Source organism: Serratia sp. KH_031, from assembly GCF_057839655.1.
The window spans coordinates 3,013,043-3,029,006 of record NZ_CM174496.1 but is presented as its reverse complement, the minus strand read 5'-3'; the positions used below and the strand labels follow the sequence as shown (position 1 = coordinate 3,029,006).

The following is a 15,964-nucleotide window of genomic DNA, read 5'->3' as shown; positions in this document are numbered from 1 at the left end:
CGTTATCAGTTTGATTCCGCTTCAAAGACGAACCTTCTAAAGTACCTCCCATAAGTAAAATATCTGCAAACAGTCCAATGTGCCTCCTTATGGTAGGTTAGTAATATATTTAAAAGGTAAATTTAATGTCTAAGAAGACTGGTCAAGTTAAGTGGTTCAACGAGAGCAAAGGTTTTGGTTTCATTGAGCAACAAGATGGCGGTAAAGATGTATTCGTACACTTCTCTGCAATCGCGACCGACGGTTTCAAAACTCTGGCTGAAGGCCAGCGTGTTGAGTACACCATCCAGGACAGCCCGCGCGGGCCGGCTGCCGCTAACGTTGTAGCTCTGTAATACAGGCGATAACGTAGACGAGATCTTAATACAACCATAAGTCAGCCATTGGCGTGATTTATTGCGGAAGATATTAAGTTCAAACAAACCCGCCTTAGTGCGGGTTTTTTATTTTATATAAAAATATCAATGTTTGCTCACGAGAGGTTTATAACGAAACTTTAGAGATGGGCTGGCAGCGTCCAGACAATAATAAAAATAATATTGTCTGGGATGCTCGAGAAAAAGGAATTAATTATGTTTAAAAATACTGTGCTAAAAATGGGCCGGGTGAAATGGTTTGATCAAGCTGAAGGCTATGGTTTTATTTCTCCGGTAGATGGTAGTGACGAGATTTATGTTAGTCGTCGTGCTATTGCCAATACTAAAAATAAATCATTGAATGAAGGTCAGAACGTCGAGTTCTCGATCTATCGCAGCTCTCACGGGCTGTCTGCTGCAGACGTTATCGCGTTCTAACGCATCCTTTTCTTCGCCAGTGCCGGTGCCGTCACCCCCACGCACTGGCGACGAATCTCTCGATTAGTTTAAAAAAACTCCCATTATCCACTATTATCAGGCGATTGATTCATCAGCCTGGATACTCGGATGACTACCCCGAAAATCTCACTTTCTGCCGCGCGCGCCCTGCACCTTGCTGCTCAGGGGCTGTTATCTCCCGTCAAACGCCAAGCCAAAGCTGCCGATGTGGTTGCTGCTATTCAACGTATGGGGTTGCTGCAAATCGACACCATCAGCGTTGTTGCACGTAGTCCGTATCTGGTGCTGTTCAGCCGTTTGGGGAGTTATCAGCCTGAATGGTTGGAACAGGCATTAGCGGGACGCAAACTCTTTGAATACTGGGCACATGAGGCGTGTTTTTTACCGATCGAAGATTTCGGTCTACTGCGCCATCGGATGTTGAATCCAGAAGGGATGGGGTGGAAATACTCAGAAGAATGGGTAGAGAAACATCAGGACGCAATGGACTCCCTGTTGCAACACATCGCAGAGCAAGGAGCCGTGCGATCGGCAGATTTCAGTGCGGAAAAGAAGGGCAACAACGGTTGGTGGGATTGGAAGCCGGAAAAACGCCACCTCGAAATTTTGTTCACCAGCGGCAAACTGATGGTAGCGGAACGACGTAATTTCCATCGGGTATACGATCTCACCGAGCGTCTATTGCCTGACTGGGACGATAACCGCCATGTGCTCCCGATCGAACAGGCTCGTCAAGAAATGTTGCAACGCACCTGTCGCTATCTGGGGATTTTTAAAGCCGAGTGGCTGGCGGATTATTATCGACTAAAACGCGTAGCACCGAAAAAACTACTCAATCAACTACAGCAAAATGGTGAAATTCTACCGGTACAGGTTGAGAGCTTGAATGGCGAGTTTTATGTCCACCATGCGCTCAGTGCGGAGCTGGAGTTAGCGCAGCAAGGCAAATTGAAATCGACGGCAACCACTTTGCTGTCACCTTTTGATCCGGTGGTATGGGATCGCCGTCGGGCGCTAGAGTTGTTTAATTTCGATTATCGTTTGGAGTGTTACACGCCGAAAGAAAAACGCCGATACGGTTACTTTACCTTGCCGGTATTACAGCGCGGCGAATTGATTGGGCGTATTGATGCCAAAATGCATCGAAAACAGGGTGTTTTTGAAGTGATCAGCTTCCATCTGGAGCCTAAAGTGCGCTTGGGAAAACAACGAAATCAGGACATTTATCAGGCGATTAATCGCAGTGCTAAATGGCATGGCGCGCAACAGGTGACGTTGGGTGATATTCCAGCATCCTTGACCGCAGAGTGGGGTGCCAACTGGCAAGTGATATAATCTATGTTATCCTCATGCACTTTCCTATTTCCTAGTTACACCCAAGCTCCATCATGGAGGAAGCATGGATCACCGTTTACTCGAAATCGTTGCCTGCCCAGTTTGCACCGGCAAACTCTATTTTAACAAAGAGAACCAGGAACTGGTTTGCAAAGTGGATGGCCTAGCCTACCCGTTGCGCGATGGCATTCCGGTACTGTTGGAAAACGAAGCGCGCTCGCTGTCAATGGATGAGAAACACGCATGAGTTTTATCGCTATTATTCCTGCTCGTTATGCATCAACCCGTTTACCGGGTAAACCGTTGGCCGATATTCATGGTAAACCGATGGTGGTGCATGTCATGGAGCGCGCCCGTGAGTCTGGCGCTTCTCGCGTGATTGTTGCAACCGATCATCCCGACGTTGCCAAAGCGGTAGAAGCTGCAGGGGGCGAAGTGTGTATGACGCGCCCCGATCATAATTCAGGCACTGAGCGTCTGGCTGAAGTTATCGAGTATTACAATTTTGCTGACGATCAGATCATCGTTAACATTCAAGGTGATGAGCCGCTGATCCCTCCGGTGATTGTGCATCAGGTAGCGGAGAATTTGGCGGGTAGCGAAGCTGGTATGGCGACGTTGGCTGTGCCGATCGAAACGGCCGAAGAAGCCTTCAACCCGAATGCGGTCAAAGTGGTGATGGACGCTCAAGGTTATGCGCTCTATTTCTCGCGCGCCACCATTCCGTGGGATCGCGAACGTTTTGCCAAATCGAAAGAAACCATCGGTGATACGCTGCTGCGCCACATCGGTATTTACGCTTATCGCGCCGGTTTTGTTCGCCGCTATGTTAGCTGGGAATCTAGCCCACTCGAGCAGATCGAGCTGTTAGAGCAGTTACGCGTGCTCTGGTACGGCGAGAAAATTCACGTGGCGGTGGCGAAAGCTGTTCCGAGCGTAGGCGTGGATACGCCGGAAGATCTCCAGCGCGTTCGCGACAGCATTAAAAATCGATAGCATCAAAGTTTAAGCTTTTTGCCGGGGTACTCTGCCCCGGCTAATCACTTTTCCCCGTTTTATTGATCTACGTTTAAGTTTTCCTCACCTCGGCGTTTGATGATGTAAACCGCTTTCCCCTTTCTTGAGGTGATTACCCGATGGAGCAGTTACGCGCCGAACTGAGTCTTGTGCTAGGTGAACCCATCAGTCGTCTGGAATCTATCAGCGAACAGCCTTATGCCCATATGTATTCGTTATACGATAAACAGGGTCATGCTATGCCGCTGATGGCAAAAAGCTTTGTTTGCCAGGGCATTGCCAAACAAGAGTCCTACAAGCTTTCCATGTTGTCGCGTGAAGGGGATATTCGCCTGCCGACGGTTTACGGTTTGGTTTACACCTATCAATCGCCTTATAAAGAAGTGCTGTTGATTGAGCGGCTGCGTGGTGTTTCGGTTGAGGCGCCGACGCGTACTCCCGATCGTTGGCAAATGCTGATGGATCAAATTGTTGATGGCGTGTTGGCTTGGCACCGTATTGATAGTCATGGTTGCGTTGGGCAGGTAGATAGTACACAAGAAAATGATTGGTTTTGCTGGTATCAGCAACGGGTTGAAGTGTTGTGGTCGACGGTGAGTCATATGAATTCGCCATTGCTAACGATGGCCGATCGTCGCTTGTTGTACCGAACTCGCGAAGCGTTAACTCATTTCTTTGTCGGTTTCGACGATCCCTGCGTGTTGGTACATGGCAACTTGTCGTTACGGAGCATGTTGAAAGATCCAAAGACCGACCAACTGTTGGCGATGCTGAATCCCGGCATGGTGCTGTGGGCACCGCGTGAATATGAACTGTTCCGCTTATGCGAAGCCGGAATGCCAGAACAACTGCTGTATCACTATTTGCAGCGCGCACCGGTTGCTGAATCTTTCCTGATGCGTCGCTGGTTATATGCGATATGGGAGGCGGTGGGGCGCATGATCCATACCGGAAAACTGGATCGGCAACTGTTCGACCATGCGTCCCATCAATTATTGCCCTGGCTCGCTTGAGCTATCACTGCCTTTTAGCCATTGCCATGCACTACCGAGTGTTTCATACCAAGCGCGCTCGGTATGACCGAGGAACATGGCGGAAGGAAAGACTTTGTCCCAAGTTTGCATCGGCGTAGTGATCGCCAATTGATTGGCGGGGGCCGGGATAGGGTGTAACCCTTTTGCTTCGAAGAAACGCATGGCGCGCGGCATATGGCTGGCTGATGTCACCAGAATGAACGGCTTCTGCCCTACCAATTGAGCCACTTGTGCCGCTTCTTCCTCAGTATCTACCGGGAGATCCAATTTCACGATATCGCTGGCCGGCACACCTAGACTCTCCGCGACTAGCGCCGCCGTTGCGGCATTGCTCATCGCATTAGGGCCTTTAGCACCGGTAAACACCATTTTCGTTCCCGGATGCCCAAGATACAGCCGTACTCCTTCTGTCACTCGTGGCAGGCTGTTACCGATAATATTCGAACTCGGAGCCCATTCAGGGTTGTAGGTATAGCCGCCACCCAATACCACGATATAGTCCACCCGGTCGTTACCGCGATAAGTGGCGTATTCCACCTCTATCGGCCGTAATAACCGATCGGCGACCGGTTGCAGGCTGAAAAGCAGCAAAAACAACCAACTCAGGCTTAAAATCACCTTGGCACTTTTTTGCCAGCGACTGAACCACAGTAGCAGTAGCGCGAACCCCATCAATAACAGCAGGGCGGGTAGCGGCATCATGAAACCGCCAATGAACTTTTTCAGGGTAAACAGCATCAAAAAACCGATCCTTTGGGTGAAAAAACGGCATCCGGGCGCAATCGGGATGCAAGACGAGACATTCTAATTCAGACTGTGCCAGAATAGCAGGTTTGAATGGGTGAGGGCATTACCCCAAGCCGGAGAAGAGCAGCGGAGCCGTTATCCATGCAGGATCGCAATTTTGACGATATTGCTGAAAAGTTTGCACGTAATATTTATGGCACCACCAAAGGGAAGATTCGTCAGGCAGTCGTCTGGCAGGATTTGACTCAGTTGTTGGCGCAACTGCCACAGCGCCCTCTGCGCATTTTGGACGCGGGCGGCGGCGAAGGCCATATGGCGTGTCAACTGGCAGAATTAGGACATCAGGTCTTGTTGTGCGATCTTTCTGGTGAGATGATCCAGCGCGCTGCGATACTGGCGGAACAGAAAGGTGTGAGCCAGAACATGCAATTCATACAAAGTGCTGCTCAGGATATCGGTCAGCACTTGGAACAGCCGGTCGATCTGATATTGTTTCATGCGGTGCTTGAATGGATCGCCGAACCTCAAGCGGCATTACAGGCGTTGTATGATTGCTTGTTGCCCGGCGGAGCGCTGTCGTTGATGTTCTTTAATGCCAACGGCCTATTGATGCGCAACGTGGTGTTGGGTAATTTCCAACTGGTGAACCCGAAAGTGACCCGACGCAGAAAACGTTCGTTATCGCCGCAGTACCCACATCAACCTCTGCAGGTTTATGGTTGGCTGGAACAAATGGGGATGCGCATCAGCGGTAAAACCGGCGTGCGGGTATTTCACGACTACTTGCAAAGTCGACAGCTACAAACACAAAAATTTGAAGAATTACTGGCGCTTGAACAGCACTACTGCCGGCAGGAGCCGTACGTGAGTTTGGGGCGCTATATTCACGTCATGGCGCATAAACCAAACCTGAAGGACGAACTATGAGTGAATTTTCCCAGACAGTACCCGAACTGGTCGCCTGGGCACGGAAAAATGATTTCTCTATTTCGCTCCCTACGGAGCGTCTTGCGTTTCTGCTCGCCATCGCCACTCTGAATGGCGAGCGACTGGACGGCGAGATGAGCGAAGGTGAGCTGGTTGATGCATTTCGCCATGTCAGCAAAGGTTTTGAACAAACGCATGAAACGGTGGCCGTTCGTGCCAACAATGCGATCAACGACATGGTGCGCCAGCGCCTGTTGAACCGTTTTACCAGCGAGTTAGCGGATGGCAATGCCATTTATCGCCTGACGCCGTTGGGCATTGGTATTACCGATTATTATATCCGTCAGCGTGAGTTTTCGACGCTGCGTCTGTCGATGCAACTTTCGATCGTCGCGCAGGAGCTGAAGCGTGCTGCAGATGCCGCCGATGAAGGCGGCGATGATTTCCACTGGCATCGCAACGTGTTCGCGCCGTTGAAGTATTCAGTGGCTGAAATCTTCGACAGTATCGATCTAACCCAACGCATCATGGATGAACAACAGCAGAGCGTAAAAGAAGATATCGCCGCGTTGCTCAACCAAGATTGGCGCGCAGCGATCGCCAGTTGTGAAATGCTGTTGTCAGAAACTTCCGGCACGCTACGCGAATTGCAAGATACGCTAGAAGCGGCGGGCGATAAGCTACAGGCCAATTTACTGCGCATCCAAGAATCCACCATGCATAACGTGGAACTGGGTTTTGTCGACAAACTGGTGTTTGATCTGCAAGCGAAGTTGGATCGCATCATCAGTTGGGGCCAGCAGGCAATCGACCTGTGGATTGGTTACGACCGCCACGTGCATAAATTTATCCGTACCGCCATCGATATGGATAAAAACCGCGTATTTGCCCAGCGCCTGCGTCAATCGGTGCAAAACTATTTCGATAATCCGTGGACGTTAACCCACGCCAGTGCTGATCGTTTGCTGGATATGCGCGACGAAGAGTTGGCATTACGCAGTGAGGAAGTGACCGGGGAGCTACCGCCTGATCTGGAATACGAAGAGTTTAGCGAAATTCGCGAACAGTTGGCATTGATGATCGAACAAGCATTGAAGGTTTACCAAGAACAAAATATGCCGCTCAATTTAGGGGCGGTAATGCGCGATTATCTGGCGCAATACCCGCGCGCACGTCACTTCGACGTGGCTCGTTTAGTGGTCGACCAGGCTGTGCGTCTCGGTGTGGCTGAAGCTGATTTCTCTGGGTTACCCGCCGAATGGCAGGCGATCAATGATTACGGGGCCAAGGTACAGGCACATGTCATCGACAAATATTGAACAAATCATGCCAGTGAAGCTGGCTAAAGCACTGTCCAACATGCTGTTCCCAGCATTGGATAGCCAACTGCGCGCAGGACGTCACATCGGTATCGATGAGCTGGACAACCATGCTTTCCTGATGGATTTCCAAGACGAGTTGGAAATGTTCTACACCCGTTACAGCGTCGAACTGATCCGCGCGCCGGAAGGTTTTTTCTACCTACGACCGCGTTCTACCACCTTGATCCCACGTTCGGTACTGTCCGAACTGGATATGATGGTCGGTAAAATCCTGTGTTACCTCTATCTTAGCCCTGAGCGTTTGGCGCATGAAGGTATTTTCAGCCAGCAGGAGATGTATGACGAACTGTTAAGTCTGGCGGATGAAAGTAAGTTGCTGAAGTTTGTTAACCAGCGCTCTACCGGTTCGGATCTTGACCGCCAAAAGCTGCAAGATAAAGTGCGCACTTCGCTGAATCGCCTGCGTCGTCTGGGCATGATCTATTTTATGGGCAACGACAGCAGCAAGTTTCGCATTACCGAGGCGGTATTCCGCTTTGGTGCCGACGTGCGTAGCGGCGACGATCCACGCGAAGCACAACTGCGGATGATTCGCGATGGTGAGGCGATGCCGGTGGAAAATAGCCTGTCGCTGAACGATGAAAACGACGACGAGCAACAGAACACCACGGACAGTGCAGAGGATGAACAGGAATGATTGAACGCGGTAAATTTCGCTCACTGACGCTGGTTAACTGGAATGGCTTCTTTGCCCGAACCTTTGATCTGGATGAGTTGGTTACCACTTTGTCCGGTGGTAACGGTGCGGGTAAATCCACCACCATGGCGGCCTTCGTTACCGCATTGATCCCCGATCTGACGTTGTTGCACTTCCGTAACACCACCGAGGCGGGGGCAACCAGCGGTTCGCGCGATAAAGGTCTGCACGGTAAGTTGCGTGCTGGGGTCTGTTATTCGACGTTGGACGTGGTCAACTCGCGTCACCAGCGGGTGATCGTCGGCGTGCGTTTGCAACAGGTGGCTGGGCGCGATCGTAAAGTTGATATCAAACCTTTCACCATTCAAGGCCTGCCAACGGCGGTACAGCCGACCGAAATTCTCACGCAAACGGTGGGCGAGCGTCAGGCGCGCGTGCTGTCATTGCAAGAGTTGAAAGAGCGCGTCGAAGAGATGGAAGGGGTGCAGTTCAAACAGTTCAACTCCATCACCGATTATCACTCCTTGATGTTCGATCTGGGGGTGATCCCGAAACGTCTGCGTTCTTCGGCAGACCGTAGCAAGTTCTACCGCTTGATCGAAGCCTCGCTGTACGGCGGGATCTCCAGCGCCATTACTCGCTCACTGCGTGACTACTTGTTGCCAGAAAACAGCGGCGTGCGTAAAGCGTTCCAAGATATGGAAGCCGCACTGCGGGAAAACCGCATGACGCTGGAAGCGATTCGTGTGACCCAGTCGGATCGTGATCTGTTTAAGCATTTGATTTCCGAAGCGACTTCCTATGTGGCGGCGGACTATATGCGTCACGCCAACGAACGCCGTATCCATTTGGATGGCGCGATGGTGTTGCGTAGCGATTTACTGGGTAGCCGTAAACAGCTTGCAGCAGAGCAGTATCGTCATGTCGAAATGGCGCGTGAGCTGGGCGAGCAAAGCGGTGCAGAGTCTGACTTAGAAACTGATTATCAGGCTGCTAGCGATCACCTGAATTTGGTGCAAACCGCGATGCGTCAGCAAGAAAAGATCGAGCGTTATGAAGGCGATCTGGAAGAGCTGACTTATCGTTTGGAAGAGCAGAACGAAGTGGTAGCCGAAGCCAGCGAGCAACAGGCAGAAAATGAAGCCCGTGCCGAAGCCGCTGAACTCGAAGTGGATGAGCTGAAAAGCCAACTTGCCGATTACCAGCAAGCGTTGGACGTACAACAAACCCGCGCTATTCAGTATCAACAGGCATTGCAGGCTCTGGAACGTGCCCGTGGTTTGTGCCAGTTGCCGGAACTGACGGCGGAAAATGCCGAAGAATGGCTGGATACCTTCCAAGCCCGTGAGCAAGAAGCGACCGAAGCCTTGCTGATGCTGGAGCAAAAACTGAGCGTAGCCGATGCGGCGCACAGCCAGTTCGAGCAGGCCTATCAGTTAGTGTGCAAAATCGCCGGGCAGGTTAGCCGTAGCGAAGCTTGGCAAACCGCGCGCGAACTGCTGCGCGACTGGCCTTCACAACAGCATCAGGCCGAGCGTGTACAGACCTTGCGTATGCGTTTGAGCGAGCTGGAGCAGCGTCTGCGTTCGCAGCAAGATGCCGAACGTTTGTTGCAAGAATTCTGCAAACGTCACGGTCAGGAATATCAAGCCGACGAACTCGATGCACTACAACAAGAACTGGAAGAGAGTCTGGAATCGCTGCAACAGAACGTCAGCGAAGCCGGCGAACGTCGCATGGAGATGCGTCAGGAACTGGAGCAGACTCAACAACGAATTAAAGAACTGACTACTCGCGCTCCAGTGTGGTTGACGGCACAAGACGCCCTCAGTCAACTGAGTGAACAAAGCGGTGAGGCGTTGGAAGATAGCCAGCAAGTGACCGAATACATGCAGCAACTGCTGGAACGTGAGCGCGAAACGACTGTTGAGCGCGACGAACTGGCGGCACGCAAGCGTGAAATCGAAGCGCAGATCGAACGACTGAGCCAACCAAGTGGTGCGGAAGATCCGCGTATGGTGACGTTGGCCGAACGTTTCGGCGGCGTATTGCTGTCAGAGATTTATGACGACGTGACCATCGACGATGCACCGTACTTCTCGGCGCTGTACGGCCCGTCGCGCCATGCGATCGTCGTGCCTGATTTGTCATTGGTGCGTGAGATGTTGGAAGGGTTGGAAGATTGCCCGGAAGATCTCTATCTGATTGAAGGGGACCCGCAGTCCTTCGATGACAGCGTATTCGCCGTTGAAGAGCAAGATCGCGCGGTATTGGTGAAAACCGCTGATCGCCAGTGGCGTTATTCGCGTTACCCGGCGGTACCGTTGTTTGGTCGTGCCGCGCGTGAAAACCGTTTGGAAGTGTTGTACGCCGAACGCGATCAATTGGCCGAACGTTATGCCACGCTGTCATTCGACGTCCAGAAAACCCAACGTTCGCATCAAGCATTCAGTCGTTTTATCGGTTCTCACTTGGCGGTGGCGTTTGACGCCGATCCAGAAGCGGAAATCCGTACTCTGTCTGGCCGCCGTGGTGAGCTCGAGCGTGCTTTGAACAATCACGAAGCGCAAAACCAGCAGCAGCGCCAGCAGTATGAGCAGGCTAAAGAAGGTATTGCCGCGCTGAACCGCTTGATCCCACTGGTTTCTTTGTTGAATGACGAAACGCTGCAAGATCGCGTTGAGGAAGTTCAGGAAGAACTCGAAGAGGCGCAGGATGCTGCGCGTTATATCCAACAGCACGGTGTTTCGCTGGCTAAACTGGAGCCTATGGTGTCGGTTCTGCAAAGCGATCCCGAGCAACACGAACAGTTGCAGCAGGATTACACCCAGGCACAAAACGTACAGCGCCAGGCTAAACAGCAGGCGTTTGCTCTGACTGAAATTGTGCAACGTCGTGCGCATTTCAGCTATGCCGATTCTGCCGGGATGCAAAACGCCAACAACGATCTGAACGAAAAACTGCGTCAACGTTTGGAACAGGCGGAAGTTGAGCGTACTCGCGCTCGTGAACAATTACGTCAGTACCAAACCCAGTTTACCCAATACAGCCAAGTGCTTGCCTCACTGAAAAGTTCGTATGACGCCAAGCGCGACATGCTGAAAGAGTTGAGCCAAGAGCTGGTGGACATTGGTGTTCAGGCCGATGCCAATGCGGAAGAGCGCGCGCGTCTACGTCGTGATGAGTTGCACGCAGCGCTGAGCACCAACCGTACCCGCCGTAACCAGTTGGAAAAACAAATCACCTTCTGCGAAGCGGAAATGGACAGCTTGCAGAAGAAACTGCGTAAGCTGGAACGTGACTACTACCAGATGCGTGAGCAAGTGGTTACCGCTAAAGCGGGTTGGTGTGCGGTGATGCGGATGGTGAAAGACAACGGCGTTGAACGTCGTCTGCACCGTCGCGAACTGGCCTATATGGATGGTGACGAGTTGCGTTCAATGTCGGATAAGGCGTTGGGGGCATTGCGTCTGGCGGTGGCTGATAATGAACACCTGCGCGATGTGCTGCGCTTGTCAGAAGATCCAAAACGTCCAGAGCGCAAGATTCAATTCTATATCGCGGTGTATCAACACCTGCGCGAGCGTATCCGTCAGGACATCATTCGTACCGACGATCCCGTCGAGGCCATCGAACAGATGGAAATTGAGTTGGGTCGCTTGACCGAAGAACTGACCGCCCGTGAGCAAAAACTGGCGATCAGTTCAAAAAGCGTGTCGAACATCATCCGCAAAACCATTCAGCGCGAACAAAACCGTATTCGCATGCTCAACCAAGGCTTGCAGGCGGTCTCTTTCGGTCAGGTGAAGAGCGTGCGTTTGAACGTTAACGTGCGTGAAGCCCATGCCACCTTGCTGGATGTGCTGTCTGAACAACAAGAGCAGCATCAGGATCTGTTCAACAGCAACCGTCTGACCTTCTCGGAAGCGTTGGCTAAATTGTATCAACGTCTGAATCCGCAAATCGATATGGGTCAGCGTACGCCGCAAACCATCGGTGAAGAGCTACTGGATTACCGTAACTATTTGGAGCTGGAAGTTGAGGTTTACCGTGGTTCTGACGGTTGGTTGCGTGCAGAGAGTGGGGCGCTGTCAACCGGTGAAGCGATTGGTACCGGGATGTCGATTCTGGTGATGGTGGTGCAAAGTTGGGAAGAAGAATCGCGCCGCTTGCGTGGCAAAGATATTTCGCCATGTCGTCTGTTGTTCCTCGATGAAGCGGCGCGTTTGGATGCAAAATCCATCGCCACCTTGTTTGAGCTGTGCGATCGTCTAGAGATGCAACTAATTATCGCAGCTCCAGAAAATATCAGCCCGGAAAAAGGCACAACCTATAAGCTGGTGCGTAAAGTGTTCCAAAATCATGAACATGTGCACGTGGTGGGGTTACGTGGTTTTGCCCCTCATGAGCCGCCAGCATTAGGTGCAACGGTCACAGAGACGTCTTAATGGTCGAAATGTAACCTAAAAATCCGAAAATAGTCACCTTAGGGTGGCTATTTTTTTTTACTGCGGGGATGATAGGCCGAATTTTCCTCATGAAATAAGCAGTTATTCTGCATTGACTCAGGGCAAAATGGATTTTCTGTTTGTATACTTAAACCAGTGGTTTATTTTTTCTTTTCTTTTATTTGTCGCGAGCCAACAGGGGGCAAGGGATGTTGCTTAACAGTGGGAATTCTATACGGCGTTTGGCGCTGAGTTGCGCGATTGTATCGGCTATTATGTCGTTACCCGCATGTGCTACCGTACCAGCACATCCTTCTTCATCGAACCAAGCAACACCAGCAGCTCCCGTCTCTGCTGCCCCGACTTCTACTATCACCACACCTACTGCACCAGTCGCTGTCGCTCCGATTCCGGCTGCACTGAGTCCTACCGATTGGGTTACGGTTTCAAAGAGAGTCACTCCTTTCTACTCGGCTACTCTGAAGACGTTGTATACCGCGAATCAAATGCAACCGATGTGGCAGGATAGTGGGGCGGTACAGCAATTCCAACAACAGTTGGCAGAGTTGGCGATTTCTGGTGTGCAGCCGCAATTTACCCAATGGGTGAAACAACTGACCGATCCGACGATCACTGATATGACGCGTGATGTGGTGCTCTCTGACGCCATGTTGGGTTATTTGCAGTTTGTTTCTTCGATCAGCGCGAACGGTAACAACTGGCTATATAGCAATATCCCTTACAAACTGGCTCTGCCGTCTAGTTCGGTGATTAACCAATGGCAAACGGCAATGCGTCAGGGCAGATTACTGGCTTATGTTGAAGCGCTGGAACCGCAGCATCCACAGTATGCCAAAATGCATCAGGCGTTACGTGACATGCTGGCGGATAACCGCCCGTGGCCACAAGTGGCTAATGGACCGACTCTACGTCCAGGGCAAATGAGCGATTCAATTCCTGCTTTACGCGAAATTCTGTCGCGTACTGGTATGTTGACGGCGACGGCACCCATTGCCCCACAAGAACCTACCGTAGTGTTGACCGGAAAGAATGAACCGGACGACGGCGGGCTCTCTGTTGATGAAGAGAAGAACCGTGCAAGTCAGGTCGTCGTCAGTCCGTCAGCCACTCAGGTGCAAGATATTGCGCCATCGGCAACGACAGCAACAGCTACGACAGCAACAATGACAACGACGGTCGTGACCGATAACGTTTATACCAATGAGCTGGTGGAAGGGGTGAAACGCTTCCAGAAATGGCAAGGATTGAGTGACGATGGTGTTATTGGTGCGCGTACTCGTGAATGGCTTAACGTGTCGCCGCAGGTTCGTGCTTCGCTGTTGGCGTTAAATATCCAGCGTTTACGCATTTTGCCGGGGTATGTTAACACCGGGATTATGGTCAACATCCCGAATTACTCACTGACTTATTATCTGAATGGTAATGAAGTGCTTTCTTCACGGGTAATTGTTGGCCGTCCAAGCCGCAAAACCCCCTTGATGAGCAGTGCGTTGAACAACGTGGTGGTTAACCCGCCGTGGAATGTGCCGACAACGTTAGTGCGTGAAGATATCGTGCCAAAGGCGATGCGTGACAGCAGCTACTTTGCTAAACATGGCTATACCTTGCTTTCTGGTTGGAGTAATGATGCCGCAGTGGTCGACCCGTCAATGATCAACTGGAGTATGGTTTCGCCACAAAACTTCCCATACCGTATTCGTCAGGCTCCAGGCGCTAACAACTCGTTAGGGCGTTTCAAATTTAATATGCCGAGTTCGGATGCTATTTATTTGCACGATACGCCGAACCATAATTTGTTCCAAAAAGATATTCGTGCGTTAAGTTCTGGTTGCGTTCGGGTTAATAAAGCATCGGATTTGGCTAATATGTTGTTGCAAGATGCCGGGTGGAATGGTTCCCGTGTTTCATCTACTTTGAAACAAGGTAATACAACCTATGTCAATATACGTCAAACTATCCCAGTTAAATTGTATTACTTAACGGCTTGGGTTGCCGATGATGGAAAACCACAATTCCGTACAGATATTTACAATTACGATAATACGGTGAGATCGGGCGCACAAATTTTGCCTCAGGCAGAAAAATTACTGCAATAAATTGCAGTAATTATAATCAAATAGTGGTCTGAAAGTTTGAACATAATATCGGCACTATTTCTGTGAGTGCCGATAAACCCAGACTAGTCTTGGGTTGACTCGGCCGGTATGGGCGGTTATGGTTCAGGTCGTGCGCTTTTTGTGCGTTCTTTTGATACTTTTTTGCCGGGTTTGACAGATAAATGGATACAATAGATCATCACCGCCGTAAATGGCTGGCGCTTGGTGGCGCTGCTGTGGGTATAGCGCTGCTACCAGGACAAGCATTTGCCAGTCTTTCTACTTCTCGCCCACGTATTCTGGTTATTAATAACTTGCATACGGGGGAATCGCTTAAAGCCGAATTCTTCGACGGTAAGCGTTACAATAAAGATGAGTTAGCTCGCCTTAATCATTTATTCCGCGATTTTCGCGCAAATAAAATGAAATCGATCGATCCTGGTTTATTCGATCATCTCTATCGTTTGCAGGGCCTGTTAGGTACCAACAAACCCGTACAGTTAGTTTCTGGTTATCGTTCATTGGGTACCAATAACGAACTGCGTGAGCACAGCCGTGGTGTGGCAAAACAGAGCTATCACACCAAAGGTCAAGCGATGGATTTCCACATTGAAGGCATTCAACTGAGTAATATCCGTAAAGCGGCGTTAAAAATGCGCGCAGGTGGTGTAGGATATTATCCACGTAGCAACTTTGTACACATCGATACCGGACCCGTGCGGACTTGGTAATCGCTGTACGCTGTAGTGAATAGAATAACGCCAGCCTATTTGGGGTATGGTGTTGTCGTGCTTGGAGCCTTATGAAATACCAGATTATTCCCGTTACCGCGTTTAGCCAAAACTGTACTTTGATTTGGTGTGAAAACACTCAACAGGCGGCTTTAGTCGATCCCGGCGGTGACGCCGAAACATTAAAAACTGAAGTGGCAAAGTTGGGTGTGAAGCTCAGCCAAATTTTGCTGACTCACGGCCATCTCGATCACGTCGGTGCGGCGGCAGAGTTGGCAGAACATTATCAAGTTCCCATTTATGGTCCTGATAAAGAAGATGCTTTCTGGTTAGATGGCTTACCTGCACAAAGCCGCATGTTTGGATTGGACGAATGTGCACCCTTGACGCCGACAAAATGGCTGCAAGAGGGGGATAAAGTGCAGGTGGGCGAAATGACGTTGAATGTACTGCATTGCCCAGGTCATACGCCGGGTCATGTGGTGTTTATCAATGAGCAGGCGCGTCTGGCATTAGTAGGCGACGTATTATTCAACGGCGGCGTAGGGCGTAGCGACTTCCCGCGTGGTGACCACCAAGTGTTGATTAGCTCTATCCGTACCAAATTATTGCCACAGGGCGATGATATAGCGTTTATTCCGGGGCACGGACCGATGTCGACCTTTGGTCACGAACGTCAAACCAATCCATTCCTGCGTGAAGAACCCGCAATCTGGTAATTGAAGTAGCAAATTATTTCCCGGCAGAAATAAACAAGGGGTGCATAAAGCGCCC

Annotated in this window: 14 protein-coding genes; 13 read left to right on the top strand and 1 reads right to left on the bottom strand. The window is 50.8% G+C overall.

Annotated elements, in window-relative coordinates; all coding sequences use genetic code 11:
- The first annotated feature begins 125 nt into the window (after nt 1-125).
- The 6 genes from cspE to AC3ISQ_RS13620 all read left to right on the top strand — a co-directional run bounded on the left by cspE (nt 126) and on the right by AC3ISQ_RS13620 (nt 4,180).
- Nucleotides 126-335, top strand: coding sequence for a transcription antiterminator/RNA stability regulator CspE (gene cspE / locus AC3ISQ_RS13645; protein WP_431222940.1), 210 nt, complete (start codon nt 126-128; stop codon nt 333-335).
- A gap of 237 nt (nt 336-572) precedes the next feature.
- A complete protein-coding gene (locus AC3ISQ_RS13640) occupies nt 573-794 on the top strand; it encodes a cold-shock protein (protein ID WP_489347291.1) in 222 nt (73 codons plus the stop codon).
- 129 nt (nt 795-923) lie between these two features.
- The gene (locus AC3ISQ_RS13635) at nt 924-2,150 is read left to right on the top strand and encodes a winged helix-turn-helix domain-containing protein (RefSeq protein WP_489347289.1); all 1,227 of its coding nucleotides are present in this window, start codon (nt 924-926) and stop codon (nt 2,148-2,150) included.
- Nucleotides 2,151-2,214: 64 nt separating this feature from the next.
- Nucleotides 2,215-2,397 carry a Trm112 family protein gene (locus AC3ISQ_RS13630; protein WP_489347287.1) on the top strand — a complete coding sequence of 61 codons (183 nt, stop codon included), beginning with the start codon at nt 2,215-2,217 and terminating at the stop codon, nt 2,395-2,397.
- Nucleotides 2,394-3,146 (top strand): 3-deoxy-manno-octulosonate cytidylyltransferase, encoded by a 753-nt coding sequence (kdsB, locus tag AC3ISQ_RS13625; RefSeq protein ID WP_489347285.1) that lies wholly within the window; start codon nt 2,394-2,396, stop codon nt 3,144-3,146. Before AC3ISQ_RS13630 ends, kdsB begins: the two co-directional genes overlap by 4 nt.
- 140 nt (nt 3,147-3,286) lie before the next feature.
- Nucleotides 3,287-4,180, top strand: a complete 894-nt coding sequence (locus AC3ISQ_RS13620; protein WP_489347283.1) for a YcbJ family phosphotransferase — start codon at nt 3,287-3,289, stop codon at nt 4,178-4,180.
- Here AC3ISQ_RS13620 and elyC read toward each other — a convergent pair.
- Nucleotides 4,160-4,939, bottom strand: coding sequence for an envelope biogenesis factor ElyC (gene elyC, locus AC3ISQ_RS13615; protein ID WP_489353285.1), 780 nt, complete (start codon nt 4,937-4,939; stop codon nt 4,160-4,162). The genes AC3ISQ_RS13620 and elyC overlap by 21 nt on opposite strands.
- A gap of 150 nt (nt 4,940-5,089) precedes the next feature.
- Here elyC and cmoM point away from each other — a divergent pair, with 150 nt between their 5' ends.
- The 7 genes from cmoM to AC3ISQ_RS13580 all read left to right on the top strand — a co-directional run bounded on the left by cmoM (nt 5,090) and on the right by AC3ISQ_RS13580 (nt 15,909).
- Nucleotides 5,090-5,875 carry a tRNA uridine 5-oxyacetic acid(34) methyltransferase CmoM gene (gene cmoM / locus AC3ISQ_RS13610; RefSeq protein ID WP_489347281.1) on the top strand — a complete coding sequence of 262 codons (786 nt, stop codon included), beginning with the start codon at nt 5,090-5,092 and terminating at the stop codon, nt 5,873-5,875.
- The gene (mukF, locus tag AC3ISQ_RS13605; RefSeq protein WP_489347279.1) at nt 5,872-7,194 is read left to right on the top strand and encodes a chromosome partition protein MukF; all 1,323 of its coding nucleotides are present in this window, start codon (nt 5,872-5,874) and stop codon (nt 7,192-7,194) included. The genes cmoM and mukF overlap by 4 nt, the downstream gene beginning before the upstream one ends.
- Nucleotides 7,175-7,894 (top strand): chromosome partition protein MukE, encoded by a 720-nt coding sequence (gene mukE, locus AC3ISQ_RS13600; protein ID WP_489347277.1) that lies wholly within the window; start codon nt 7,175-7,177, stop codon nt 7,892-7,894. The genes mukF and mukE overlap by 20 nt, the downstream gene beginning before the upstream one ends.
- Nucleotides 7,891-12,342, top strand: coding sequence for a chromosome partition protein MukB (gene mukB, locus AC3ISQ_RS13595; RefSeq protein WP_489347275.1), 4,452 nt, complete (start codon nt 7,891-7,893; stop codon nt 12,340-12,342). The genes mukE and mukB overlap by 4 nt, the downstream gene beginning before the upstream one ends.
- Before the next feature lie 209 nt (nt 12,343-12,551).
- The gene (gene ldtD, locus AC3ISQ_RS13590) at nt 12,552-14,459 is read left to right on the top strand and encodes a L,D-transpeptidase (RefSeq protein ID WP_489347273.1); all 1,908 of its coding nucleotides are present in this window, start codon (nt 12,552-12,554) and stop codon (nt 14,457-14,459) included.
- A 182-nt stretch (nt 14,460-14,641) separates the two neighbouring features.
- The gene (gene mepK / locus AC3ISQ_RS13585; RefSeq protein ID WP_489347271.1) at nt 14,642-15,190 is read left to right on the top strand and encodes a peptidoglycan L,D-endopeptidase MepK; all 549 of its coding nucleotides are present in this window, start codon (nt 14,642-14,644) and stop codon (nt 15,188-15,190) included.
- 71 nt (nt 15,191-15,261) lie between these two features.
- On the top strand, nt 15,262-15,909 hold the full coding sequence (locus tag AC3ISQ_RS13580) for an MBL fold metallo-hydrolase (RefSeq protein WP_489347269.1): 648 nt from the start codon (nt 15,262-15,264) through the stop codon (nt 15,907-15,909).
- Nucleotides 15,910-15,964 lie beyond the last annotated feature (55 nt).